At 55.1% G+C, this 25496-nt stretch carries 19 protein-coding genes, 1 pseudogene and 1 CRISPR repeat array; of the genes and pseudogenes, 8 read left to right on the forward strand and 12 right to left on the reverse strand.

The annotated features are described in order from the left end of the window. The first annotated feature begins 79 nt into the window (after positions 1 to 79). Complete coding sequence (locus tag ACTHO6_RS05940; protein WP_440240381.1) at positions 80 to 448, forward strand: hypothetical protein; 369 nt, start codon at positions 80 to 82, stop codon at positions 446 to 448. Between the two features lie 13 nt (positions 449 to 461). Here the strand turns inward: ACTHO6_RS05940 and ACTHO6_RS05945 are convergent, their stop codons facing one another. The 4 genes from ACTHO6_RS05945 to ACTHO6_RS05960 all read right to left on the reverse strand — a co-directional run bounded on the left by ACTHO6_RS05945 (position 462) and on the right by ACTHO6_RS05960 (position 4363). Continuing rightward, a complete protein-coding gene (locus tag ACTHO6_RS05945) occupies positions 462 to 1457 on the reverse strand; it encodes an aldo/keto reductase (protein ID WP_440240383.1) in 996 nt (331 codons plus the stop codon). A gap of 87 nt (positions 1458 to 1544) precedes the next feature. After that, complete coding sequence (locus tag ACTHO6_RS05950) at positions 1545 to 2399, reverse strand: ABC transporter permease (protein ID WP_440240385.1); 855 nt, start codon at positions 2397 to 2399, stop codon at positions 1545 to 1547. 15 nt (positions 2400 to 2414) lie between these two features. Continuing rightward, positions 2415 to 3188, reverse strand: coding sequence for an ABC transporter ATP-binding protein (locus ACTHO6_RS05955; protein WP_440240387.1), 774 nt, complete (start codon positions 3186 to 3188; stop codon positions 2415 to 2417). Then, positions 3185 to 4363 (reverse strand): LLM class flavin-dependent oxidoreductase, encoded by a 1179-nt coding sequence (locus tag ACTHO6_RS05960; RefSeq protein ID WP_440240389.1) that lies wholly within the window; start codon positions 4361 to 4363, stop codon positions 3185 to 3187. Before ACTHO6_RS05960 ends, ACTHO6_RS05955 begins: the two co-directional genes overlap by 4 nt. A 381-nt stretch (positions 4364 to 4744) precedes the next feature. Here ACTHO6_RS05960 and ACTHO6_RS05965 point away from each other — a divergent pair, with 381 nt between their 5' ends. Next, on the forward strand, positions 4745 to 6088 hold the full coding sequence (locus ACTHO6_RS05965) for an LLM class flavin-dependent oxidoreductase (RefSeq protein WP_440240391.1): 1344 nt from the start codon (positions 4745 to 4747) through the stop codon (positions 6086 to 6088). A gap of 36 nt (positions 6089 to 6124) precedes the next feature. Further along, a complete protein-coding gene (locus tag ACTHO6_RS05970) occupies positions 6125 to 7156 on the forward strand; it encodes an aliphatic sulfonate ABC transporter substrate-binding protein (RefSeq protein ID WP_440240393.1) in 1032 nt (343 codons plus the stop codon). 99 nt (positions 7157 to 7255) lie between these two features. Here the strand turns inward: ACTHO6_RS05970 and ACTHO6_RS05975 are convergent, their stop codons facing one another. The 5 genes from ACTHO6_RS05975 to ACTHO6_RS05995 form a co-directional block, all read right to left on the reverse strand. Further along, entirely contained in the window at positions 7256 to 7669 is a 414-nt protein-coding gene (locus ACTHO6_RS05975) for a S1 RNA-binding domain-containing protein (RefSeq protein ID WP_440240395.1), read from the reverse strand. Between the two features lie 128 nt (positions 7670 to 7797). Continuing rightward, positions 7798 to 8916, reverse strand: a complete 1119-nt coding sequence (locus tag ACTHO6_RS05980; RefSeq protein ID WP_440240397.1) for an acetate/propionate family kinase — start codon at positions 8914 to 8916, stop codon at positions 7798 to 7800. A 64-nt stretch (positions 8917 to 8980) separates the two neighbouring features. Beyond that, a complete protein-coding gene (locus tag ACTHO6_RS05985; RefSeq protein WP_440240399.1) occupies positions 8981 to 9364 on the reverse strand; it encodes a VanZ family protein in 384 nt (127 codons plus the stop codon). Positions 9365 to 9582: 218 nt separating this feature from the next. Further along, positions 9583 to 12837 carry an efflux RND transporter permease subunit gene (locus tag ACTHO6_RS05990; protein ID WP_440240401.1) on the reverse strand — a complete coding sequence of 1085 codons (3255 nt, stop codon included), beginning with the start codon at positions 12835 to 12837 and terminating at the stop codon, positions 9583 to 9585. After that, complete coding sequence (locus ACTHO6_RS05995; protein WP_440240403.1) at positions 12830 to 14068, reverse strand: efflux RND transporter periplasmic adaptor subunit; 1239 nt, start codon at positions 14066 to 14068, stop codon at positions 12830 to 12832. The genes ACTHO6_RS05990 and ACTHO6_RS05995 overlap by 8 nt, the downstream gene beginning before the upstream one ends. Before the next feature lie 325 nt (positions 14069 to 14393). On the opposite strand from ACTHO6_RS05995, the gene ACTHO6_RS06000 reads away from it, so the two are divergent. The 4 genes from ACTHO6_RS06000 to ACTHO6_RS06015 all read left to right on the forward strand — a co-directional run bounded on the left by ACTHO6_RS06000 (position 14394) and on the right by ACTHO6_RS06015 (position 18594). Then, the gene (locus ACTHO6_RS06000; protein ID WP_440240405.1) at positions 14394 to 15086 is read left to right on the forward strand and encodes a CoA transferase subunit A; all 693 of its coding nucleotides are present in this window, start codon (positions 14394 to 14396) and stop codon (positions 15084 to 15086) included. A gap of 57 nt (positions 15087 to 15143) precedes the next feature. Then, positions 15144 to 15800: a CoA transferase subunit B gene (locus tag ACTHO6_RS06005; RefSeq protein WP_440240407.1), complete on the forward strand. Its 657-nt coding sequence runs from the start codon at positions 15144 to 15146 to the stop codon at positions 15798 to 15800. A gap of 188 nt (positions 15801 to 15988) precedes the next feature. Further along, positions 15989 to 16684, forward strand: a complete 696-nt coding sequence (locus ACTHO6_RS06010) for an alpha/beta hydrolase (protein ID WP_440240409.1) — start codon at positions 15989 to 15991, stop codon at positions 16682 to 16684. A gap of 224 nt (positions 16685 to 16908) precedes the next feature. Further along, positions 16909 to 18594 carry a YndJ family protein gene (locus ACTHO6_RS06015; RefSeq protein ID WP_440240411.1) on the forward strand — a complete coding sequence of 562 codons (1686 nt, stop codon included), beginning with the start codon at positions 16909 to 16911 and terminating at the stop codon, positions 18592 to 18594. Positions 18595 to 18841: 247 nt separating this feature from the next. Then, a CRISPR array of direct repeats spans positions 18842 to 19273; the repeat unit is 32 nt; unit sequence ATTTCAATCCACGCATCCGCGTAGGATGCGAC. 456 nt (positions 19274 to 19729) lie between these two features. On the opposite strand, the gene purU is transcribed toward ACTHO6_RS06015, so the two are convergent. The 3 genes and pseudogenes from purU to ACTHO6_RS06030 form a co-directional block, all read right to left on the reverse strand. Then, positions 19730 to 20626, reverse strand: coding sequence for a formyltetrahydrofolate deformylase (gene purU, locus ACTHO6_RS06020; protein ID WP_440240413.1), 897 nt, complete (start codon positions 20624 to 20626; stop codon positions 19730 to 19732). Positions 20627 to 21083: 457 nt separating this feature from the next. Further along, a complete protein-coding gene (locus ACTHO6_RS06025) occupies positions 21084 to 23282 on the reverse strand; it encodes a DNA topoisomerase III (RefSeq protein ID WP_440240415.1) in 2199 nt (732 codons plus the stop codon). Positions 23283 to 23783: 501 nt separating this feature from the next. Then, positions 23784 to 23920, reverse strand: a pseudogene (locus tag ACTHO6_RS06030) (transposase); the annotation flags it as partial. A 372-nt stretch (positions 23921 to 24292) separates the two neighbouring features. Between ACTHO6_RS06030 and ACTHO6_RS06035 the strand changes: the two are divergent. Next, complete coding sequence (locus ACTHO6_RS06035) at positions 24293 to 25459, forward strand: hypothetical protein (protein WP_440240417.1); 1167 nt, start codon at positions 24293 to 24295, stop codon at positions 25457 to 25459. The last annotated feature ends 37 nt before the right edge of the window (positions 25460 to 25496 follow it).

Here is a 25496-nt window from a genome sequence, read left to right on the forward strand (position 1 = left end):
TATTAGATAGTATAGATAACTGTGATGATTTGCTCAATGCCAAGCGGAAACAGGCAACAACAAGAGATGGCTGTCATCCATGTGGAAGGATAACAGCCATCTGCTTACCGTGCGGCTTGGTCTGGCAGCGGAGTTTGTTTTGTTTAGGTCATTTTTACTAACAAAATTTGCTATGACGCTGCCTGATGGCACAGGTCTTGGAGTCGCAAGCCTTGCCAAAGCGGATGGCAAGTTTGCCTGGTACCGAACGAATCATCCCGTTCTTGTTCAAAACAACAAGCAAGAACCCACACCTGTCGCGAAGACAACGGTTACGACACGCTCGAACAAGACGTTCACCATCTACCTTGGGGCAACAAGAAATCCAACCCAAACCATGGAGGCTGAAAACGAAGTTGTCACGCCGATTATCGACCAAGAATCGGGTCTTTTTTATCATTTGGAGTAAGAGCTTTTCTTTTCTATTTCACAAACAACGGCGTCTCTGCCTGCCGCGTAAGCTTGTCGATGTCTTCCAGCTCCTGTGTACTGAGCCGTTCACCTATGTAGCGCACAGCTTCGGTCACATGCGCGGGCCGGGACGCGCCCAAAATGGCGGAGGTCACCACAGGGTTGCCCAGCACCCAGTTCAGTGCCAGTTGGGGCAGCGTCCAACCACGCCTCTCGGCCAATGGCTTGAGTCCCTCGACGATGTGAAAATGACGCTCCTGCTCCAATAGAGCAAGTAACCGCTGCTCGCCTGCGGCCCCTCGGCTGCCCTGCGGCGGCGCTTCTCCCTGGCGGTACTTTCCGGTCAGCAGCCCTCGTCCCAACGGGCTGTACACAATCACGCCCACCGACTCCGCCTCGGCAAAAGGCAGCAGCTCCCGCTCGATGTCGCGCCTGAGAATGCTGTACTCCGGCTGGATGCTCTCAAAGCGGTGCAGTTGGAGCCTGTCGCTGATTCCGTGCGCCTTGGCCAACTGCCACGCCGCGAAGTTGGAAGCGCCGATGTAGCGCACCTTGCCTTGGCGAACCAGGTCATCCAACGCCCGCAGCGTTTCCTCCAACGGCGTCTGCGGATCAAAACGGTGTACCTGGTACAAGTCGATATGGTCGGTTTGCAACCTGCGCAGGCTGTTTTCGACCGCACGGATGATGTGGAATCGGCTCAGGCCGGCATCATTGACCCCGTTGCCCACCCGGCCGTTTCCTTTCGTTGCCAGCACGACCTGATTCCGCTTTCCTTGCAGCAGCCTGCCCAGGATTTCCTCCGATTCGCCCGTCAAAAGCGGATTGTTCTGGTCCATTCCCCTGCCGTACACATCGGCCGTATCAATCAGGTTGATTCCGACATCCAGCGCCGCATCGAGCACTTGCCCCGCTTCCTGTTCCCCGATCCAGCGCCCGAAGGCCATCGTGCCCAGGCTAACTTTCGACACCTTCAAACCTGTCCTGCCCAGTCGTTGATACTGCATTCCCCTCGCCTCTTTCCTTCATGATTGATCCCGTCTTCCAAACCGTTCTGGCTGCACCGGGTGAATCCCTGCCAGCCCTTTCCGCCCCTACCCGCTGTAATGGTCCCGCCATTTAAGCCACCTTTTCTCCAAATAGCGCACCAGCGAATCCGTCGCCTTGCCGACCAGGGCAAAGATCACGATGCCGACAAACACGATGGCCGTTTGGGAAAATTGGCGGGCATCCATAATCAAATAACCGACTCCTTCGCTCGACCCCATCAATTCCGCCACGACCAGTCCCAACCAGGCGGCACCCAGCGACAGCCGGACGCCAAGCAGGATGTTCGGCAGCGCCGCCGGAAGGATCAACTGGGTGATCTGCTTCCAGCGGCTGAACTGGAGCACTCTGGCGACGTCAAACAACTTGGCGTCCACGCTGCGTATCCCCAGGAATGTATTCACGTAGAGCGGAAAAAAGGCTCCTTTGGCAATCAGCAGCGCTTTGGACAGCTCGCCGAAGCCAAACCACAAAATAAACAGCGGAATCACCGCCAGATGCGGAATCGTTCGGAGCATTTGCACCGACGGATCAAGCGCATGCTCCACCCGGCTGGAAAAGCCGACTGCCAGTCCTGCCAGCAGTCCGACCGCTCCGCCGAGCAAAAAGCCCGTCGCTGCCCGCATGATGCTGATTTGCAAATGGCCGAACAGCTCTCCGCTCGCCACAAGCTCGCCGGCCGCAGCCAAAATCTGCAACGGGGTCGGGAGCATGGTTTCCGACACCAGCCCGAGTTCGCCGGCCGTCTGCCAGACGAGAAGGACGGCTACAGGCAAGATCAGGCCCTTTAACCAGATAGCCAGCTTGGTGCTAGTGCCTGCCTTCGCTTTTGCTTTCGTCGGCAGGACGGGTTTGGCAGGAGCAGCCGCGGCCGCCTGGATTCCTTCTGCTTGATTGCTCATTTTCGTTCACCTCCGTCAAATCCCTGAGCGATCGATCAATTCCAGTTCGTCCACCTTTTCAAATTCGTTCAAGACGAGATGGCGCAGCTCCTGAAAGGAACGATTTGCCTTCTTTCGGGGAAAGGGCAGGTCGATCGGGACGATTCGTTTGATGGAACCGGGGCGGGCGTTCATAATGACGACCCGGTTGGCCAGGTAGATCGCTTCGTCGATGTCGTGCGTCACGAAGATCATTGTCATCTTGTTTTCCTGCCAAATATCGAGCAGGACTTCCTGCATGTGCGAGCGGGTAAAGGCATCGAGCGCCCCAAACGGCTCATCCAGCAAAAGCACCCGTGGATTGCGCAAAAGCGCCCGGGCGATCGCCACCCGCTGCGCCATCCCGCCAGACAGCTCGCGGGGATACGCCTTTTCAAATCCCTCCAGATGGACGAGCCGGATCAGCTCCGCTACCCGCTGGCGGATCGCCGGATCGCTGAGCGACAGGTTGGCCGCGATGTTTTTTTCGACCGTCAACCAGGGAAAAAGCCGCGGCTCCTGGAAAATGAAGCCTTTGTCGATACCGGGACCGCTCACCGGCTGGCCGGCAAGCCGGACGCTTCCCGCGTATTCCGTGTCCAGCCCCGCGATAATTTTCAAGAGGGTACTCTTCCCGCAGCCGCTTGGCCCGATAACGGTGAGGAACTCGCCTTCCTTTACGGTCAACCGGATGTCCCGCAGCGCTTGCGTCGCTCCTTTGGACGTTGCAAATGTCTTGTCGAGTCGGGTGATTTCCAGAAGTGCTGTCATACGTGGACTCCCTTCGCCTCTTGTCTTTGCTCCAGCTTCTGTTTGACGGCTGGCAGCAGCAGTTCGCCGGTAATCGCCGCTTCCTCCAGATGAGGATAGCCGGACAAAATAAAGGACGAGATGCCCAGGTCGATGTATTCCAGGATGCGGTCGGATACTTGCTCCGGAGTGCCGACCAGCAGGACGGCGCCGCCTCCGCGCACGGTGGACAGACCCGACCACAGATTGGGGCCAATCACGTAGTTGTCTTTTTTGGAGGCTTCTCGCAGCTCATTTTGCCGCTTTTGGCCGATGGCATCGGTCTGGGTGAACCGCTGACCGGACTGCTGGAGCGCCTGCGGATCTACCTTGCTGATGATTTCCCACGCCTCTTTCCACGCTTCTTCCTCCGTCTCGCGCACCAGCACCTGGGCGCGAAGTCCATAGCGCAGTTCGCGTTCGCGGCCAAGCTCTTGCTTGAGCGCCTCCACTTCGGCAATCTGCTCGCGAATCCACGCCAATGGCTCCGCCCACATCAAATAGACATCGGCTGTCTGAACGGCAACCCGTTTGCCCGCAGGCGAGCTTCCTCCATAGTAGAGCGGCGGATGGGGATGCTGCACAGGGGCCGGCAGGCTTGCCCCTCCCTTGATCTCGTAGTAGCGCCCGGAATAGTGCAGCGGCTGCGTCCCCGGCTCGGCGGTCTGATTGCTCGCCAAAAACTGGGCGGGCTGGGCGTGCGAATTCGTCCAGACGCTCTTGACAATCTCCAGAAACTCCCGGGTACGCTCATAGCGACCGTCGTGATCGTGGGCAAGCGGATCGCCTGTGGCGAGCAAATCCTGCGGACTGCCGCCTGTCACGACGTTAATCAGCGCCCTGCCGCCCGACACCTGGTCAAGCGAAGCCGCCATCCGCGCTGCCAGCACGGGGGCAATCAGCCCGGGACGCATGGCGACCAGCGGCTTGAGCACCTGCGTGTGGGCAGCGATTGTGGTCCCGACGATCCAGGAGTCAAGGCAAGCTCCACCTGTCGGAATCAGGGCAAAGGTGAAACCCGCTCGCTCCGCTGTTTGCGCCACCTGCACCATGTAGTCAGCAGTCGATTTCCGCTCCGGCTCGACGCCGATGTACTTGCCGTCTCCTGTCGTCGGAATGAACCAGCCAAATTCGACCTGTCGCTTGGATTTCCCCATCTTCCCCACTCCTTTATCTATCGTTGAATTGGAAATGAAAAGAAGGCACAGCCGCGGTTACCCACGAGACTGTGCCTCCAGTTTTCTGGTTGGCAAAACTAATTATTCACACTTGAATAGTCGGTATTGTGCGTAATCGTATCACCAGCTTCCAAACACTGTCAATAGATTCTTCCCAAAAATTGTCTTGCTATTCTCCCTATTTCGAGTTGACTCTTTTTCCATTTGTTGCTATGATCCATTTCATACTTCACAACTCGGAATTTACTTCATTTGCCGACCAGACCACTGGAGGCCTCCTTCTGACCGCGAAAGATTGCGGCCGGGAGCGAGGTCTTTTGTGCGTCTTGCACTCTCCACTCTTTCCTTGAGGTGATCGACATGGGCAATCAAAAACGCAAGCTGCACCTGAATCTGTTTGTCGCGAGCATGGGTCATCATGAGGCGGCATGGCGCCATCCGTCCTCTCCCGTTCAGGACATCCTCGACTTTTCCCACTTTCAGCGGCTGGCGCAAAAAGCGGAGCAGGCCAAGCTGGATTCCCTCTTTCTGGCCGACCGCTACGCCACCTCGCGCAAAGCGGTCAAGTACGGAGCAATCAGCGGACTGGAACCGCTCACTCTCCTGTCCGCGCTTGCGGTCGTGACCAGCCGGATCGGGCTGATCGGCACGGTCTCCACGAGCTTCAACGAACCGTTCAACGTCGCGCGCCGCTTTGCTTCGCTCGACCATCTCAGCAAAGGCCGTGCAGGCTGGAACATCATCACGTCCGGAACAGATGGCGAGGCGCAGAACTTCAACTACGAACGAATCCCTGAGCACCGCGTTCGCTACGAGCGGGCAGAGGAGTTCCTCGACGTCACTCTCAAGCTGTGGGACAGTTGGGAAGCCGACGCGCTCCTCCAGGACAAAGCTTCGGGCATTTACGCCGACAACAGCAAGGTGCACGAGTTCAACCACAAGGGCAAGCATTTTTCCGTACGCGGCCCGCTGAACCTGCCGCGCTCGCCTCAGGGACGCCCGCTGCTCGTCCAGGCCGGTTCCTCCGAGGACGGAAAAGATTTCGCTGCCCGGTATGCCGAAGCGATTTTCACGGCGCAGCAATCGCTGGAAGACGCCCAGGCGTTTTACGCCGACGTCAAATCGCGCGCCGCTCGCTACGGACGCTCCCCGGAACAAGTCATCATCCTGCCGGGTATATGCCCGATTATCGGCGAGAGCGAAGCAGAGGCAAAAGAAAAAGAGGCCCAGCTGCACGAACTGACACATCCCGCCTACAGCCTGTTGCAGCTATCCAATCGCATCGGCTACGATCTGTCCGCCTACCCGTTGGACGGCCCGTTGCCCCCGCTTCCCGCAACAGAAGCAATCGTCGGCCACCAGAGCCGCACCCAGTTGATCCGCGACCTGGCTGAACGGGAAAACCTGACGATTCGCCAGCTGTTGCTGCGCCTCGCAGGCGGACGCGGGCATCGGACGATCGCAGGCACTGCCGAGCAGGTGGCAGACGAGCTGGAGGCGTGGTTTACCCAGGGCGCTGCGGACGGCTTCAACATCATGCCGCAAATCACAAACGGCGGGCTGGAAGACTTCCTCGACCAGGTCGTGCCGAAGCTGCAACAAAGAGGGCTGTTCCGCACGGAGTACACCGGAAATACGTTGCGCGCGCATTATGGACTGGATATTCCCGTCAACCAGTTTGCCAGTGCGCCTCAAGTCCACTAGGACATGCAAAGACCCAGAGAAAGGATGAACAAACGTATGCAGCCATCCCGTAAAACCGTTCGCTGGCTTCGCCTGCTCGCTGTCATGTCCCTCTTGTTGCTGAGCGCTTGCGGCCAGACGTCGGCACCCCGTCAGGAGCAGACATCCGCCAGCGCGCAGGCAAAAGAAAAAGTCGTCGTAAACATCGGCATTCAAGGCAGCACGGGCATTTTCTCCTATGCCCGGGACAAAGGCATCTTTGAACAAGCATTTGCCAAAGCCGGAGCCGAAGTGAAGTGGCATGAATTTGCCAGCGGACCCCCGCATTTCGAAGCGATTGCCTCCGGACGGCTTGACTTCGGAGCAACAGGCGGCACTCCGGTCGTCTCGGCGCAAACCGGAGGAGTCGATTTCAAGGCGATCGCCGTCGCCAGCGATGGCAAGCGCAACAATGCAATCGTCATCCCGAAAGACAGCCCGATCACCGAAATCCATCAGCTCAAGGGCAAAAAAATCGCCGTCGCCAAAGGCAGCAGCGCCTACAACTTCCTGTACATGGTGCTGGATCGGGCCGGGCTGACCGACAAGGATGTGGAAATCATTCACCTGCAGCCGGATGAAGCGCGGCCCGCCCTCGACACCGGAGCGATCGACGCGTGGTCGACCTGGGAGCCTTACGTGACGACCGCCGTCGTGCAGACGCAAGCCAAAACGCTCGTGACGGGAGACGATCTGAATTTGTTTGCTCCCGGCTTTTTGATCGCGCGCACCGGCTTTACCACCGATCACCCTGAGCTGACTGTCCTGTTCCTCAAAACGTATGAAGAAGTACGCCGCTACTACGTCAGCCACCTCGACGAAGTGACGGATGAATTTGTCAAAACGAAGAAGCTGGAGCGGGAGATCGTCAGCAAGGTTCTGCAAAACTCGGACCCGATCCTCTCCCCGATCACGCCGGAATTTGCCAAGGCCCACCAGGAGCAGGCCGACTTCCTCTACTCCGTGGGCGCGATCAAAAAGAAGCTCGACACTTCCCAGGTCATGGAGAACAAATTCGTCGAGCAGGCGCTGAAGGAGATCGGGAATTAACGCTTCCTGTTCGAGTGCCGAGGAAAGATGGCCGTGCCAAACTAGCGAAAAAAAAAGGACGGGAGGATCCCGTCCTTCTTTCTTTCGTTATCACAAGGCTTAGTAGCCACGTTTTGCGTTCTTTTTATTGATAGTCGCAAGGTTCTCTTCGCTGTGCTTCAACCATTTTTTCAATTTGTCCTCGAAGGAAGCAGCGCTATCGCGTTTTGTATTTCCTCCGCGGTCGCCTCCACGATATCCACCACCACGGCGCTCTTCGCGCTCCGGACGCTCAGGCGCTGGGAGTGCGGCGCGAACCGAAAGCGAGATTTTACCTGCATCATCAATGGAGAGAACTTTTACCTTTACCAGTTCCCCCACGGTAAAGTGATCGTTGATGTCCTTTACAAAACCGTTTGCTACTTGGGAAATGTGGACCAGCCCCTGTTCCGTTTCGCTGACTGCTACAAACATCCCAAACGGTTTGATCGCTGTCACTTTTCCTTCGATGATGCTTCCCACTTGTACTGCCATCCAGTTTGCACTCCTTTTATGATTTCAGAAAAATGGTGAGAACCTCAAACCAGAAGCCTCATTCTCCTAGTATAGCAGAGAAATTCCAATACTGAAAAGCCTATTCTTTACTAGGCGACGACTTCATGCTACTGAAAGGACAGCTCGAACGCATCCATAGCCATGACAAGCTCTTCGTTGGTAGGAATGACCATAACCTTTACCGGAGAATATTCGGTACTGATAAATGCTTCGCCCTTACATACCCGGTTCGCTTCGCGGTCCAGGTTGACTCCGGCGAATTCCAGTCCGGTGCAAACCATTTCACGGACGGTAGCACTATTTTCTCCCACACCTGCCGTAAAAATAATGCCGTCGACGCCATTCAGTCTCGCCAGGTACAACCCGATATGCTTGTGCAGGATGGTTGTGAACAATTCCAGGGCAATCTGGCTGCGGTAATGCCCCTCTTCCGCCATTTTCATGACGTCGCGCAAATCGTTGGAGACGCCGGAGACGCCCATCAATCCGCTCTTGTTGTTCAAAATCGCAATCGCGCCAGCGGTGTCCGTCTTTTCGATTTCCTCAATGTAAGGAATGATACCCGGATCGATGTTGCCGCTGCGCGTTCCCATCGACAGTCCCGCCAGCGGCGTCATGCCCATGGAAGTGTCAAACGATTCTCCGTAGCGAATCGCCGTAATGCTGACGCCGCTTCCGATGTGGCAGCTGATTAGTCTGAGCTGCTCTTTTGGTCGGTTCAACATTTCCTCCGCCCGGCCCATCACATAGCGGTGGGACGTGCCGTGGAATCCGTACTTGCGGATGCCGTAATGCTCGTAATACTCGTATGGCAAAGCATACAAATAAGAGGACGGAGGCATCGTCTGGTGGAACGCGGTATCAAAAACCGCCACGTGTTTCAGATCGGGAAAGATGCTTTGCGCAATCTCGATCCCGGTCAGGTTGATCGGGTTATGCAGCGGCGCGAAACGGGACAGGCTGCGAATTTCCGCTTTTACCTGCTCGTCAACGATGACAGAGTTCTTAAAGGCTTCGCCACCGTGAACGACCCGGTGAGAGATCACATCAATGCGATAGGACTTTAATGTTTCAAACACGCCACGAATGGTATCCTCGTATTGGTCGCGCTGAATTTGCTGCAAATAATCTTGGGCCAGCAACGTTTTGCTTGGCATCTCATAAAGCTTGTACTTGACCGAGGAACTACCGCAGTTCAGTACGAGCACGTTCTTTTTGTCTGACACGAGTCTCATCCACTCCCTACTCTTTCAATCAAGCAACTGCCCCGGTCAGAATGACAGTCGCCCCCTATATATTACACTGATATGCTCTTTGTGAATATAGATAGTTGAGAAGAATTATCAACAACATCGTGACAGAACCCGATAAATCCAACAAGACGTCACTTACCATTCCTGTCCGGTCCGGGGTAAACGTTTGGTGCCACTCGTCCAATACAGCCACCAGCAAGCTGCAAAAGGCGCTCCAGGGCAGCGCGACAGCGAAAGAAAGACGGTGGGAAAACACGCGATACAAGCTGAACGCTAATAAGGCAAATACTGTAAAATGAGTTCCTTTGCGAAGAAAAAACTCGATAAAACCCGCAGCTCCCTTGCTCTCCACGCTGATTTCGCGGCCAGCGTACGGAATGGCAATTCCCTCCATTCGCTCGCTCCAGCTTTTTTCATCCACGATCTTGGATATCGTTCCCCGCAAATCCTGTTTGTACTACGGCTGGGACGACGACAGGAACAAACCGATCAAAATGGCCGCCAACAGCAGGTAATCCAGGAGTTTTGTCATGCGACGCACGCGTAGGCTCCCTCCCCTCCTCCGTTCTTTTCTCATCTTACCCGAGATGGCACCAAAAATCCTTGCCGAGCCTGTGAACAAATAAAAAACGCCAGCCATTACGGCTTGGCGTCCTCTGTAGTCGCTTGGAGCGGCAAAAAGTCCTCCTGCGACAGCTCCTTTTTCGGATGGACGGATTCTTCCTGTCGTTCCTTGCGCCGCTCGTTTGCGAGCTGCTTTTGCCTGCGCTTCCATTCCCGCAAGTCGCGGCGGCGAACCCGCTCGTTTTCCTGCCAGTGCCGCAAGCTTCGCACGAGAACAGACAGCGACAGATCGGACGGAGCGCTGTCCCTCCATTGGGCGGCGTACTGCATGCCCGGCACAAGCACGAGCGTGACGAAGGCGGCGAGTAAAATCCCGAACAACAATGTGCTGCCAAAGGAGGCAACTGTTTCCCCGCCCGCCATCCAGCCTCCGACAATCGGCAGGCAAGCAAGGGCAATCGCTGCGTTTGTGCCCGTGTGCGCTTTCCACACACGCTTCATGCCGACGCGCACACTCTCCCATCTGTCAGGCTGCTCCTCATGCGCCGCGTCCATTTCGTCAAGGTGAAGCAAGGCTTGCGAGACAAGCAGGGCAGCCGCTGCCGCCACGCCGTAGAAACCCATGACATTCATCGGATGATCCAGCCAGAGCAGCCCCAGCGCGACTCCCCCCGACAGGACAGGCAACAGCATCAGGGCAAACCATCCGTCCCTCATTCGGCGCCGCAACAGCAGACTTGCCAGCAAAACAACGGCAATCATCGCGGCGATCACGAAGATGCGGCCGCTCCAGTCTTTTTGGTCGGACTGTTCCTCGCTCTGTTTTGTCCGTTCCTCTTCGTTCCAAATCGTATAACTTTCCGGGACGGTGATCTTTTCTTGCATCGCCAGCGGCAGGTTGTACGCGAGATTGTCGATCCATCGCGGGTCGGCGATGGCGCTGCTGACCGTGACGACATACATGCCATCCTGACGCTCGTACACTTGGGGCGAACCGGCGCTGGACAAATCGACCAGATCGGCCAGGCGGACAAGCCCTTGCTGGGTGCGAATGAGGATATGCTTGACTTGCTCCGGGTGATCCATCCATTTGTCCGGGAAGCGGGCCACCACGGACACGCGGCTCCCGTTTGCGTAGATGCTTCCCGCTCGCTTTTCGCCCAGGTAGCTCTCCAGTTGGCGTTTGATCTCTTCTTCGCTCAGATGATAGCGTGCCAGCATGTCTGCTTTCGGACGAATATCGATCACCGCTGTTTGTTGCGGCGGCCCGATCCGCTCATCGGTGACGATTTCCCGATTGTCCTTGTCGCGCCATCTCATTTGCTGCAAATAGGCAAGAATTTCCTTGGCAATATGGTTCGTCGTTTCCAGCGAAGGTCCCTTGACGGTAAATTCCAGACGCGTCTTCTGTTCTTCGTTGACGACCAGTGCAAACGGGTCCGTCTGCGGGATATCGCGCAGCTTTTTGTCCAACTCCTTTTCCAGCTCGAAAACGGAGCGGGTCCAAGCCGCCTTGTTCGTCAGCTTGACATGCAGGGTCAACCGCTCGCGGGACGCGACTGTATACAGGTCAGCGACTTCTGCCAAGCCGCGCAGCCGCTCCTCGGCCATCTTCGCCGCCTGGAGGGCATCTTCTATCCTGCGATCCTGAACCATCGGCAGCGATAAAGTCTTGAGCTTTGGCTTCACGTCGCGAAACGGTTCAACCAGCACGAACGATTGCATGAGCATTACAAAGACGACGGACGATACAAGCGTGAGGCCAAATGGCGAGTAGCCTTGCTGCACCAGCCGCTCCCAGCGGGGAATGATCACACGCGTCAATCGGCTCGGCGTCCGCGGGCTGCTATCGTCCGCTTCCGGCTCGCGCGCTGTGAGCCACGATCCGGCCAGCACCGGGACGATCCAGCCGTACACGAGAACCAGACTCGCCGCACCGAGGACGAGCACGGGCCAGGCGTCGAACAGGACGACTTTGTCTTCTGCCTTGAGCAAATCCGTCATGACGATGGTGAACCAGGCTGCCGCCATGACGACGAGGGCGAGCAGCAGCGGCTTCATCACCGTCCACGCCGTTTGCAGGCTTCCCCCAAGCGAATAGGCGCCACGCCTGTCCAGACGGGAAAAGAAGGCAGCGCCCGCCATCAGGTAAACAAGCGCAAACACGAGCAGCGGCCCCAGCGTGGAAAAGGTCAGCTTCAGCCCAAACAGCCACATGCCGCCCAGCACGCCTCCTGCCGCCATGCCCACCGCGAGCAGCGACAGAACAGCAGGGCCTGTGCGCTTCAAGGAAACGAACAGGAACAGCGCGCACAAAAGCGCAGCCAAGCATGCGAGCAAAGCCAGCTGCCCGGTCGCTGCCGAGATGGGCAAGGCGTGATCTTCGAACAGATTCAGCTCATACTTGCCAGCCGCCTCTTCGTTCAGCTCGGCCACCATTTCGGCGATTTCCTTGCGGATGGAAGGGACTTGTCCCACTTCCGCCGCGTAGACGGAGATCCCTACCGCCGGAGAGCCGCGATATACACTCACCGCCTCGCCTTTGCTACCCCGTGTGTCGCGAATATCCGCCAGCGTCGAGAGCGGCACGTATCCTTTTCCAGTAGCGATCAGCTTCCTGCCAAGCCCTTGTGGCCCCTCCGTTCGGCTTGTCCACGTAAAGGCGGTGCGATCCGCCGCCTTCCCGACGGTGCCGATTTCTTCCCCGATCACATCAGCCGGAAGCTGATTCAGCACATCCCCCGGCGTCACGCTGTACGCGAGCAGCATGGCGGGGCGAAAAACGACCTCGATCTGCTCGCGAACCAGCTGGCCGTCCACTTCCACACGGGCCACCCCCGGCGCCTGGATCAGCTTTTCATAGACGGTATAGCGCGCCACATTGGACAGCGTCTGGACATCGCTGCCATGCAGCAGGTAAAACCCGACCAGGCTGTCTCCCAGCTTTTCCTGGCTGATGCTGTACTCCTGGACAGGCAGCGTCTTCACGACCTCCGACAGCTTCTGTTCCAGGCGTTCCTTGTAAGCGGAGCCGAGATTTTCCCTTGTCTTTACCGTAATCGTGCCCGCCCCGGGACGAGAGGTGGAGGAGATCACCGCGGGGCTGCCCAGCGCGCGTATCGCTTCCTCGACTTTTCGCGTGACCGATGCTTCGACCTGATCCGCCGTCAGTCCTGGCGCGACGAGGCTGATCCTGTACTCCGGCAATCCCCGGTCGGAAAACGTCTGCACATCCAGCCTGAACACCGCGCTGACCGCAAGCAGGCAGAGAAGCACGGCGATCAGGCGGGCGAGGGCAGGAGCTATGGACAGAAGCGCTCTGTTATTCATCCGCCACCTTCACCGCCTCGCCGTCCACCACGTAGGAAAGCCCCGCCCCGACAATCTGATCGCCCGGCGCAAGCCCTTCCAGGACTTCGTAAAACGTACCGTGCAGCGCTCCTACTTTGACAGGTGTCTTTGCCACTGTGTTCTCGTTGATTTTCATGACGTAATACTCTTCGTCCGCAACGCCGATGCTTGCGACGGGCACGAGCACCCCCTGCTTCCCGGACAGCGCGTACTGGCAAGTGACGATCATGCCGCCCTTCCAGTTCACGGCGCTGCCGTTGACCGTCACCTCGACCGGATACGCCCCCGCATTGGAGTCGAGGATCGGCGAGACAAACGTCACTTGGCCCTCAGCCTCGCTGCCATCCGTCGCTTTTACCTGCACGGTCGCTCCCGTCTGCCAGTTGCCGATCTGCTCGCTGTCTACCAGCAGCTTGACGATCCAGGCACTCGTATCAACCAGACGAATTACTTCACTGCCAGGTCCGGTCTGCTGGGTGGCAACCTGCGAGATGGCGGCCACAACCCCGGAAAACGGCGCCTTCAACACAGCATCGTCCATCTCCCGCTTCGCGCGGCTGAGCTGAACATTCGCCTGGCTCAGCCCAACCTCTGCCTCCTCGACATCCAGTCGATCCGCGCCCTGCAACAGTCTGTTGTAGGCGATCTCCTCTTCTTCCAGGCTGAGCCGGGCCTGCTTTTGCGAAAGCGCCAGTCTGTCCAGCTCATCCTTGGCGATCGCGCCGTTGGCCAAAAGCACAGTGCCTTGCGCGTACTCCCGCTCGGCCTTCGCGGCAAGCTCCCTTGCCCGTTCCACCCGCAGCCTCTGCGTCTCTACCTCATGGCTTTCCGGCCCGGACAGCGCCTTGCTTCGCCTGATTGCGGCACTCGCTACCTGCCCGGACGCTGCCTGAATCCCTGCTTGCAGCCCGGACTGGTCCAGCGTTGCCAACGTCTGGCCCGCTTTCACGCTCGCCCCCTTCTGGACGAGAATGCTCGCGATTGTGCCAGAGGTGCCAAACGACAGGCTCAACTCCTGGCGAGGCGTCACTACGCCGGGCACCTCTAACATGGGTACGTCCCGGTTTTCCGCTACCGTATACGCCTTTACCGTTTTCACTTTCATCACAGTCTCTTCTTCTATCCGCTTGAGCTGTCCGGTTCTTTCGTCCAGCTTTTCGCAGCCTGCCACAAGCAGGGCAACAATCGTGAGGCTGATCCACTTTTTCATCCTTTCACTCCTGCAACCTTCCATAATCCGTCCGTTCATGCAGGCGAATATCCTCGCTAAACAGCGACACAGTCACTGACCTGAATCACGAGGAATTCTCCGTGGACAATCTATATGTTACAGAAAATACAGACAGTTGTGTCATTTTCTCGTCGCTTTTTATATTTCTTTATGATTGGGCCGATTCTCGTCACTTGTTTGTAACTCGCATGCTGTATGATAAAAGGGCGGAAATATTCAAGCAATTGTCCGATTGCTTGTTAGCGCTTACAGGGCATGCCTTACGCGTGTACACTGACATTTTTTCATGGTGGGAGTGATCGTCATGGCAAAAATTTACTCTTCTTATGCGGAGATCGTGGCAGATATTCACGATGGAGCGACCCTTTTGGTCGGCGGCTTCGGACTGGTCGGCATTCCGGAAAATCTGATTATCGCCCTGCGCGACAAAGCAGTGAAAAATCTTACGGTCGTCTCCAACAACTGCGGCGTGGATGACTGGGGCCTGGGCCTGCTCCTGCGCGAAAAGCAGATCAAAAAAATGGTTTCCTCCTACGTCGGGGAAAACAAGGAATTCGAGCGCCAATTTCTCTCGGGCGAACTGGAAGTCGAGCTGACGCCACAAGGCACGCTGGCGGAAAGAATCCGCGCTGGCGGCGCCGGTATCCCTGCCTTCTACACGCCTGCGGGCGTCGGCACTCCGATTGCGGAAGGCCGCGAGACACGTGTCTTCAACGGCAAGGAGTATTTGCTGGAGCATGCGATCACGGGCGATTTTGCGCTCATCAAAGCATGGAAGGCCGACAAGATGGGCAATCTCGTCTTCCGCAAAACGGCGCAAAACTTCAATCCGATGATGGCTGCCGCCGGAAAAATTACGATTGCCGAGGTAGAAGAAATCGTGGAAACCGGCGAACTCGATCCGGACCACATCCATACGCCAAGCGTGTACGTCCAGCGTCTGATCCAGGCTCCGTCGTTTGAAAAGCGGATTGAGCGGCGCACGGTCCGCTCCTAAGCTGTGAATCGCTACGCTACGATCATAGACAAAGGTCATTCAAGGGAGGAAACAGATATGTCGCTTACTCGTGAGCAAATTGCCACTCGGGCTGCCAAAGAAATCGAGGATGGCTTTTACGTGAATTTGGGAATCGGGATGCCTACACTCGTCGCCAACTACATCCCGGAAGGAAAAACCGTCGTGCTGCAATCGGAAAACGGCCTGCTGGGTATCGGCCCCTACCCGACCGAGGACGAACTCGATCCCGATCTGATTAACGCCGGAAAAGAAACCGTCACGGCGATTCCCGGCGCGGCTTACTTCTCCAGCGCCGAGTCGTTTGCCATGATTCGCGGCGGGCACATTGATCTCGCCATTCTCGGCGCGATGGAGGTTTCTGCCGAGGGAGACCTCGCGAACTGGATGATTCCCGGCAAGATGGTCAAAGGAATGGGCGGAGCGATGGACCTCGTGCACGGCGCGAAAAAAATCGTCGTCATCATGGACCACGTCAACAAATATGGCGAGACGAAAATTTTGAACAAGTGCGCGCTCCCGCTCACTGGCAAAAAAGTGGTCAACCGGATTATCACGGACAGAGCGGTTCTCGATGTGACGCCGGACGGCCTGCTTTTGGTCGAAGTCGCGGAAGGCTATACGCCGGAAGACATTCAGGCGTGCACCGAGCCGAAGCTCATCATTTCGCCCGAACTGAAAACGATTGGTCTGTAAGCCTTTGCCCCCTGCACCTGACAGCCTCATGCCTGCTTGCCATTTTCACAAAATCGGCCTCATCCTACCCGGATGGGGTCTTTTTGCTTTCACTCGCAAGCTGCACTCGCGCAGTCGCTTCCCGCCCGCATTCGGTATATAATACGTACACAAAGCAAATTTCCAGCATTTGAGAGGAAGAGATCGACATGTCAGGAACAATCGGTTGTCTGCTCATCCACGGATTCGCCGGAGACATCAACGACGTTCTGCCCCTCGCCAAAGCGCTACGCGAGGCTGGATACCAGGTCGAGTGTCCGACTCTGGAAGGACACGGGGCGACTCGCCGTCAAATGGCCCAAAGCACCCGCAAAGACTGGCTGCGCTCGGCTGAAGAAGGCTACAAACGCCTCTCCATGCGCGCAGATACGCTCGTCGTGATCGGGTTTTCCATGGGTGGTCTGCTCGGCTTTCATCTGACGACCCGCTATCCGGTCGAGCTGTTGGTGACGATCAACACTCCTTACAAGTACTGGGACGTAAAGGAAGCCCTGCACTATTTGCGCGAGGACTTCCCTACCCATTCGCGCCGCTACATAAGAAGCATCCGCAAAATCCCTGTGAGCAGCATGCTGGAGTTTCGCCGACTTTTGGCGGAAACGAAGCCTCTCCTGGGGCAAATCAAGACACCGTACCTCTTGCTACAGGCGAAGCGGGATGATACGGTACAGGCCATCAGCGCACAGCTGCTCGCCAAAAGCGTAGACGCGTCCGCGTCGCCGCACATCACCTGGTACGAGCATTCCAATCACATGCTGTTGCACGGCCCGGACAAGGAAGCGGCCATCGCTCGCGTCCTCGCTGCGCTCAAGGAACGCTTTCCAGACTCTCCCGCCTTCGTCTGACGCTCCACCTGCGGCGATGAGCAGAAGCGCTGCGGCATGGACGCCGTATAGGCCGGACAGCCCTCTATGCTCATCTAGCCAACATGCGTATAGCGGTTCCATGTTGGCATCCAGGGGACGATGTCCCCGAGCGCGAGCAACGGCGCCCCATAGCTCCACCGACCTGCTTAGCTTGGAAGCAACCGTACCTCGCTAATTTTACCGTAGTTCGGAGGGAATCCATCTTGGCCAATCGCCGAAACCAAATCATCCATTCGTACGTTCCGACCGGACTTTTGCTCTGGCTTCTTCTCTGGTTGGTTCCCTACTATGACCAAACGGAGCGGATCATTTTGTTCGCCGCCTTTGTAGTCGTGCCGTTGACGTTGTACCGCGTGTTTGAATCGACAACGCACACGCCCGATTCCTTTTTGAACCTCTTCATCTATCTGATGCCGATTGGCGCGTTCACCTTGGCAGGTTCTTTTGTGCTGCCGCCGGGGGCAGTGGCCGGGCTGCTTTCCCTGCCCTGGGCTTTGGTCACTCTCTCCATCGCTGTTGGTGGCGCCCTGCTTTTCCTGAACAAATCCGCAAATCTGGCAACAATCTCCTGGGCGATCGGCTTTCTGTACATCAGTATTGGCGGAATCTGGCTGGTGGCGCATCAATTCGGCGTGCCTTTGCTCGGCTTTGACGGGCTAATCATGCTGCTTACGGTCAATCATTTTCATTACGCCGGCTTTGTCGCGCCGATATTGTTCGGTTTTTTGTACGACAGCCAAACGAAAAAGGCCGTGCCCGGCCTGATCGTGGCGCTCGGCGGGATGGCGCCGATCCTGATCGCGCTTGGCATGACGTACTCCCCGCTGATGGAGTGGCTGTCTGTCCTCGTCTTTACCGCGTCCCTGGTCCTCTACAGCGTGCTCGTGTTTACCCGCGTGATTCCGAAAGCAACGCGCTGGACAAAGGGCTTTCACCTGCTGTCAAGCGGCGCTATCTGGGTAACGATGGCGCTTGCCGTCGCGTACGGATTTGGCGAGTGGATCGGGCAATCGATCGTGCCGATCTCGACGATGATTGCCTTCCATGGCTGGGGCAATGCCGTGCTGTTTTGCTTTTTCGGGGTGCTGGCATGGCACGCCACCTTGATGGACAAGGAGACGGTGAGAATTCCGTTTAGCCGCTTGCAAGGCAGGGGAAAAATCGGCTCTGACGTCTTTGCCAGGCTGTCTGTCCTTGACCTGACGCCGCCAAAAGTGCCAACCGGGCTCATCGACGATATGCGCGAGTACCGGAGCGATCACTTTGACCCTGCACGGCTCGACCCGGATATTATCGATTTTTATGAGCATACCGACGACTACGAGCTGTATCTGACGCCCAACTGGAGCAGAGCGTTTCGACTGCCGGCCAAACTTTACAAACAGATCAGCCACCGCCTGGAGCAGATGAACTTCCCGCTGGAGGCGGAGACGAGCGACTTGCAGGTGAAAAGCGCCATCCTCCCCATCCAGGACGAAAAGGACGGCCGATCCGCTGTCCGTGCCTGGGTGCGGACATACACGGCATCGCAGCAGGCGATTTACGCCGCCCTGTATTCCACGCATGTGTCAGCAGGCGCGCGTTATATGAACATCGCGTTCCCGCTTCCGCACGCGCAGATGACCAGCATTTTGCATCTGCGGCATGGATCGGACTCTACGCTCGTATTAACCTCCTGGCTACAGGAAGGAACTCCGGGCGATCAAGGCGTATACCTCGTGCTCGACCAGAAAGCGATCCGCCTTCCGATCAATGAAACGATCACGGTATGGAAGGACCCGGCATCGCCAAAAGGGAGCCTGGGAGCGCTTCACGAGATGTGGCTGTTCGGGATGAAATTTTTGACCCTGGAGTACCACATTTTCAAGAAAACGCACGGCGCTGACTGATTGTGGCGTCTTTAGAGGGGCAGATAAGGGGCAGATGGGCAGACCAGTCGGCGCAGCCGCTGGTCTGATCTGCTTGCCGTGCCTGCGCCGGTGTATGGATGTCGGGAGAAAAGCAAAAAGAGGGGCGATGCCGTCAAGTATTACCGTACATAAGGTTATTTGCTGCTGTTTTGAGATAGCTTTCTTTTCATGCATGCATCCGCGGGATGCGACGAATGAGCTACTCTGATGCCATTCTCCAAGCCGTATTTCAATCCACGCATCCGCGTAGGATGCGACTGTAGAGGCGACGCCGCCTGGTCGGGCCGAAAATATTTCAATCCACGCATCCGCGTAGGATGCGACGAGGCACTTCGACCAGCGCGCGAAAGTTTTCGCTATTTCAATCCACGCATCCGCGTAGGATGCGACCGACAACAGGCAAAAAACAGGTGGAGTATGTGGGATTTCAATCCACGCATCCGCGTAGGATGCGACCTATGCAAGTGAAAGACGCACTGATCGTTGGTATTATTTCAATCCACGCATCCGCGTAGGATGCGACTTTCCAAGGCCGCAATCATCGCAGCTGCCTTGTTATTTCAATCCACGCATCCGCGTAGGATGCGACCCGCCAAGCGCGGGCTTTTTATTTTTTATAAAGGGGAATTTCAATCCACGCATCCGCGTAGGATGCGACAGCGAATTTTTAACCCAAATATGCTTTCATTTTCATATTTGTAATCAAAATTCGCCTAAATTCATTCATACGTTAACAAAGTGTAGTGAAAGCAGACAAAAAACAGACATTTCACCTGTTTTTCGGGTGCGAATCTCCCAGGGAATTCGTGTGCGCTTCACATTCGCACCAGAAGAAGAAAGACTCTTCTATCTCAATCGACTCTTCTCACTCAAGCCATATCTTATTTCTTGTAAGGATTGTCTATTGGAAAATTCAGGGCTATCCTGATCTTACTCGATGATCGAGAGCAATTCCACAGAATTTTTGGACACGTTGGGCGGTTCCGCCACTTGGACGGCTAACGCGATCAACAACAGCTTCCGCTTTCGTGCAACAAGCTTCCCAGGGCAGGGAAGCTTGTTGGTATTCAGCAAACCAGGCAAAACAATCAAGCCGTTTTGCCCGCTACCATTTTTACGGAAACACAATCGTCTTATTACCGTACACCAGCACCCGGTCTTCCAGATGCCAGCGGACGGCACGCGCCAGCACGGTACGCTCCACCTGGCGGCCGAGCTGCTTCAACGCCTCGACGTCCTCCTGGTGCGTGACGCGTTGCACGTCCTGCTCGATGATCGGACCGGCGTCCAACTCCTCAGTGACGTAGTGCGCCGTCGCCCCGATCAGCTTCACCCCGCGGCGATACGCCTGTTCGTATGGCTTGGCCCCCACGAAGGCAGGGAGAAACGAATGGTGAATGTTGATGATCCGCATCGCGTAATCCGTAAGAAAGCGCGGTGACAAAATCTGCATGTAGCGCGCCAGGACGATCAAATCGACGCCCGCTGCCGCCGCCAGCTGTTCTTGTTCCGCTTGCGGCTTGTTTTCCTTCGTCACCGGAATGCAGCGGTACGGGATGCCAAACGACTCCACCGTCTCCCGCATGTCCGGGTGGTTGCTGACCACAACAGAGATATCCGCGTGCAGCTCGCCGGACTTCCAGCGCCACAACAGCTCCAGCAGACAGTGGTCTTCCTTCGAAACAAACAGGGCAACCTTCTTCCGCTTGTTCGCTTCGACCAGGGACCAATCCATGCCGAAGCTGTCGGCAACCTGACCAAACTCCGCCTTGATCGCCTCGAAACGCTCCTGCAGGTTGACCAGATCAAATTCGATTCGCATGAAAAAGCGGCCTGTCTCCGGGTCTGTCGTGTACTGGTCAGACTGGACGATATTTGCGCCCTGCTGAAACAAAAAATTCGAGACCGCCGCCACGATGCCCGCGCGATCCGGACAGGAAATCAGCATGCGCGCACGGTCCTTGTTTTTTTCCCGATACAGGTGCCATTCTCTCTCTGAATACAAATGCATGGTTTTCTCTCCTCCAACAGCAAACAGCAAAAAGTTGTTTGCAATTATACCATTCCACCGCAGGTTTTCTATAGGCCATTCAGAGAGAAAATGTTCGTTTATCTATAAAAATTTATTTTCTGCGAATCTGTTCAGCAAAAGAACACCCCGTCAGCGCCTGCGGATTATTTGATGTGCAACATCATATACTGTGCCGGACTATAAGGGGTAGCAAACATGTATCTGATCCCACATACCGGATTCAACTTGGAGGGAGTACGCTCTCTTCCGATTTCCCCGTGCAGCCGAACAAACTTGCTGTCCAGAGCATAACGCGGCAGATACAGCCGTCTCTCATGGTTCATCTCCACGCGATTCGGCCCACGAACCCATAAAAATGCACCCCTTACCGTTCATCCGTCAATCTCGGATGTTTCCTGGTCTGACGGTAAGGGGTGCACGCCAAATAGCTGGTGAGCTACTCGAATGTAAACCTGGAGAGCGCGTCCTTTAACGCGGAGTTGATGCCTTCGTCGCTGTCCTTCTCCTGCGCTTTCAAATACTTCGCGACTTCCTTCTTGGACACTTTGCTGCCCTTTTCCTTTTCACGCCGCTCCTTGAACGCCGACAGCTTCTCCCTGTGCCCGCACGCGCAAACGAACATTTGTCCTTCGCCCTCGCCGCGCATTTCCAGTCGCTTGTGACACTTCGGACATCTGGCGTTCGTCTGCTTGGCAATGCTCTTGCGATAGCCGCATTCCCGATCCTGGCAGACGAGCATTTTGCCGCGCTTCCCGTTTACTTCCAGCAGAAGCTTGCTGCACTCCGGGCATTTGCTTCTCGTCAGGTTGTCGTGGCGAAACGTCTTGTCGCTGTTTTTGATCTCCTGGACGACCTCTCGCGCGTACGTTTTCATCTCTTCGATGAAGGCGCGCTTGTGCAGGCTCCCTTTGGCGATGGCGGCGAGCTTTTGCTCCCATTGGGCGGTCAGCGTCGGCGATTGCATCTCATCGGGAACAAGCTCTAGCAGCTGCTTGCCTTTTGTCGTGATGTAAATATGCTTGCCGCGCTTCTCCAACAGGAAGCTGTTAAACAGCTTTTCCATGATATCGGCACGGGTCGCGACGGTACCAAGCCCGCCTGTCTCGCCGATCGTTTTGATAAGCTCCTTGCTCTCGTTCGCCATGTACTTCGCCGGATTTTCCATCGCGGACAACAGGGTGGCCTCCGTGAACGGCTCCGGCGGTTTCGTCTCGCCCTTCGTTTGGGACATGCTCTGGATGGCGAGACGAGCGCCTTTTTCGATCTTCGGCAACCATTGCTCCGCCAGCCCATCCTGTGCTTCCTCGTCTTCGATATCGTGGTCGTAGGCTTCCCGCCAGCCTTGAGCCAGCACGGTCTTGCCTCTGGCGAGGAACAGCTCGCCGCCTATGTTTGCCTGAATCGTTGTCTGCTCGTATTCGAACGGAGGCAAAAGAACGGCCAGAAAGCGTCTTACGATCAGGTCAAAAATCTTGCGTTCCTTATCGCTCAAATCGCCGAGAAACACCGTTTGTTCCGTCGGGATAATGGCATGGTGATCGGAGACCTTGCTGTCGTCCACAAACGATTTGGCCGCCCTGATCGGCGAACGCAAGATTCTCGTCGCAAGCGGCGCATACGGCTTCATCTGCACAGCCTTGAGCCTGTCTGGCAACGTCTCGACAATATCGGACGAGAGATAGCGGGAATCGGTCCGCGGATAGGTCACTGCCTTGTGATGCTCATAGAGGCGCTGCATGATGGACAGCGTTTCTTTGGGCGAATAGCCAAACATCCGGCTGGCCTCCCGCTGTAACTCGGTGAGATCGTACAACTGCGGGGCGTACGTTTTTTTGTGCGTGCGGGTGACATTGACAATCTCCGCGCTTTTTTCCTGCTTCAAAGCGGCGAGAAGCTCGTCTGCCCGTTCTTTGGAGAACGTTTTGACGTCCTTCGTCTTCTGATCTTGCCATTGCAGCGAAATGGCCTGCTCTGCCACGGCGCGCAAGCCGAAAAACGGCTTCGGCGTAAAGCGGCGAATCTCTTCTTCCCGGGCGGCCACCATGGCGAGTGTCGGCGTCTGGACACGTCCGCACGACAACTGGGCGTTATACTTGCACGTCAAGGCGCGTGTCGCGTTGATGCCGACGAGCCAGTCCGCCTCTGCGCGGGCGGCAGCAGAAGCGTACAAGTTTTCGTACTGCTTTCCGTCCTTCAGGTTGCGAAAGCCGTCGCGGATCGCCTTGTCGGTGACAGACGAAATCCACAGCCGCTTGATCGGCTTTTGCACGTGCGCCATCTCGATGATCCAGCGGGCGACCAGCTCGCCTTCGCGCCCGGCATCTGTCGCAATCACAATCTGGCTGACGTCGCTTCGTCGCATTTGCTGCTTCACGGTCTGGAACTGCTTGTTGCTCTCGCGGATGACGACGAGCTTCAACGGAGACGGCAAAATCGGCAAATCCTCGATTCTCCACGCGCTGAACTGCTGCCCGTACGCCTCCGGATCGGCCAAGGTCACAAGATGCCCCAAAGCCCACGTTACAATATATTGATCTCCTTCCAAAAAGCCGTTCCCTTTTTTCTGGCACTGCAATACTTTCGCGATATCGCGGCCGACGGATGGCTTTTCCGCCAGCACAAGCGTTTTTCTCATCAGTGACACCACCTTACCTCTGCTTCAAGCTGCTGAAACGTTCTCATCCATTGTAGATGACAACGCGGGATACGCCAAATGGTTTGCAGCAGGCTGGGTCTAACGGCGGCCATCACTCGCTTTTTGTTTTCGGGCAAAAAGAAGAGCGGCTCTGCGCCGCGCCCCGGTAAGCGGTTGGGCCAAAGTCATCCGCTTTTATTTGGCAGATTCCAGTTCCGGGCTACCATTATCACAAAGGGGCCATCCACTTTGGAGATCAATTGCAAGGCAAACTGTCCGCATAACCCAACTGTTGAGTCGGCTTGACATAGAGCCTCTGCGGGCATGACTTCTTGCGATGGGGCGATGCCAGCCAACCATGCATCGCATGGCAAACGAGCCTATCATGTCCGCCCCTCCATGAAAAAGCCGCCAACGTAACCATCCGCCTGTTAAAAACTCATTAACACAAAAAAATTTACATTCCCCTTTCCACTGTTGAATCTCTTCGTCCAACCCTTAGCAAAGCTCGGAAATCGTAGTCTTTGAAAAAGAGGTTCCACAAAGTTCTTCCGTATCTGGGTTACTTTCCGGATTGAAACGCCTTGCACGACCATTGCCATGGGAGTCGGAACCAGTGCCTTCTCATGACACTGGTATCACTAAAAAAGCTCTGTTCCTGATCTAGATGCAAAAGTAAATCAAGACGCATCAAACCTTCTTATTCCCAAAAAGTAAATTAACAAAAAGGATCGCTGACAATAGCGCCAAGAGACCAGAAATCGGCTCATTCTTAACATAGGATATGGTGTGCGCGAGAACATAGATAATAATTGTGAACATCAATACTAAAAACAGCTGGAGTATTTTATTGTTCATTACCGACCCCTCCTTCCTAAGACATGTAACTATTGTAATGCCTAATCATCAAATCTTGCAAACAGAGGAAAAATATACACAATTTGACAGATTACATTCTTATCTGATATGGTTTGAATGTAAAAAATTGTAATATACGGAGGGGAATTTAAGTGAAGTATGTAGGTAGAATTGTCGCTACATCTGTTTTAGGCTCATTATTGTTACTTAGCTCAGCAACAAATCAAGTTTCTTTTGCTAAAGATTCCTTTGATGTAAACATTGTCAACGCCAGTAGCTTTGAAATTAGAGAAGATTTCGTAAACAAGAAATTAAAAAATGTCCATGCAAATATCAAGGAAATGGAGAAAACAGCTATTAAGGAGAACAAAAACTCTGCCCGCAGCAAAAGTAACTCACCAAGCGTGCTGATTCTGGATCATTCGAAAAGTGTAGATGTACAGGAGCTTGCTGACCAATATGATTTAATAATGAATGTTGAAAAGGTAAACTCTAAAGACGCAGATTATAAGATATATTGGTTTGGGAAAAACCAGAATGGCGCGATTATAACTGGGACCGATCATATTTTTGTCGACTTAAAAGGATATAAAAAGCGTAAAAACGTAAACAAAAAAGAAGTAATTGAGTCCAAAATTGTTGCGGTTACAAAAGAGCATCTAAAGTTTATTGAAGAGAGTGATAAATCTGAAGAAGATTATCCATCCCAAAATCTGGCAAATTATGGATGGAAGACCGTAGATAGTGACCAGGTTAGCGATCTCACACCTCCGTACGGTGATTTATACATGAACTTTAAAGCCAGGAAAGCGATAGACGCAGGCAACTATTATGCTATAGGTAATGTTACTGCCCACATTGTGCCAGGTGCATTTTTACTAGATGAAGAAAACGATGAGGACTACGAAGACTACGAAACGCTAGATGCAGAAATTAAAGTAAGAGGGTACGATGAAGATGGAAATAGCAGTACAGTAAAGATGTTAGAACACAAACCAACAAATGTTGGCAATTCAAGTTCTTCTAGCTATTCTATTGGCGGTGGTGCTGGCGGTTTATCTACTGGTATGACTTGGGAACAAGAGTGGGATGATTTAGATATGGAAGACAAAAGCAATACTTATGGCAGATGGTATTGGGATTTCTCAGGAGCTATCGAAGAACAAGTCTCCAATGTTTCGGGAGGCGCAACGTTTAGATTCCCTACCAACAATGATGCTCAAATAGACTTTGAAGCTGAGGTAAATTGGACTGATGGATGGTTACACGATCCCATAGAATCATCATGGGAAAGCGATTATCTAGAATTTGATTTTTAATAGGCAGGCAAGATATCTGCAAATTGACATTACATGT

Source organism: Brevibacillus sp. SAFN-007a, from assembly GCF_051967035.1.
Taxonomy (GTDB): domain Bacteria; phylum Bacillota; class Bacilli; order Brevibacillales; family Brevibacillaceae; genus Brevibacillus.

Coding starts and splice junctions, on each gene's coding strand:
- ACTHO6_RS05940 (WP_440240381.1), top strand. CDS start 80: ATGTGGAAGGATAACAGCCATCTGCTTACCGTGCGGCTTGGTCTGGCA.
- ACTHO6_RS05945 (WP_440240383.1), bottom strand. CDS start 1,457: ATGCAGTATCAACGACTGGGCAGGACAGGTTTGAAGGTGTCGAAAGTT.
- ACTHO6_RS05950 (WP_440240385.1), bottom strand. CDS start 2,399: ATGAGCAATCAAGCAGAAGGAATCCAGGCGGCCGCGGCTGCTCCTGCC.
- ACTHO6_RS05955 (WP_440240387.1), bottom strand. CDS start 3,188: ATGACAGCACTTCTGGAAATCACCCGACTCGACAAGACATTTGCAACG.
- ACTHO6_RS05960 (WP_440240389.1), bottom strand. CDS start 4,363: ATGGGGAAATCCAAGCGACAGGTCGAATTTGGCTGGTTCATTCCGACG.
- ACTHO6_RS05965 (WP_440240391.1), top strand. CDS start 4,745: ATGGGCAATCAAAAACGCAAGCTGCACCTGAATCTGTTTGTCGCGAGC.
- ACTHO6_RS05970 (WP_440240393.1), top strand. CDS start 6,125: ATGCAGCCATCCCGTAAAACCGTTCGCTGGCTTCGCCTGCTCGCTGTC.
- ACTHO6_RS05975 (WP_440240395.1), bottom strand. CDS start 7,669: ATGGCAGTACAAGTGGGAAGCATCATCGAAGGAAAAGTGACAGCGATC.
- ACTHO6_RS05990 (WP_440240401.1), bottom strand. CDS start 12,837: ATGAATAACAGAGCGCTTCTGTCCATAGCTCCTGCCCTCGCCCGCCTG.
- ACTHO6_RS05995 (WP_440240403.1), bottom strand. CDS start 14,068: ATGAAAAAGTGGATCAGCCTCACGATTGTTGCCCTGCTTGTGGCAGGC.
- ACTHO6_RS06000 (WP_440240405.1), top strand. CDS start 14,394: ATGGCAAAAATTTACTCTTCTTATGCGGAGATCGTGGCAGATATTCAC.
- ACTHO6_RS06005 (WP_440240407.1), top strand. CDS start 15,144: ATGTCGCTTACTCGTGAGCAAATTGCCACTCGGGCTGCCAAAGAAATC.
- ACTHO6_RS06010 (WP_440240409.1), top strand. CDS start 15,989: ATGTCAGGAACAATCGGTTGTCTGCTCATCCACGGATTCGCCGGAGAC.
- purU (WP_440240413.1), bottom strand. CDS start 20,626: ATGCATTTGTATTCAGAGAGAGAATGGCACCTGTATCGGGAAAAAAAC.
- ACTHO6_RS06025 (WP_440240415.1), bottom strand. CDS start 23,282: ATGAGAAAAACGCTTGTGCTGGCGGAAAAGCCATCCGTCGGCCGCGAT.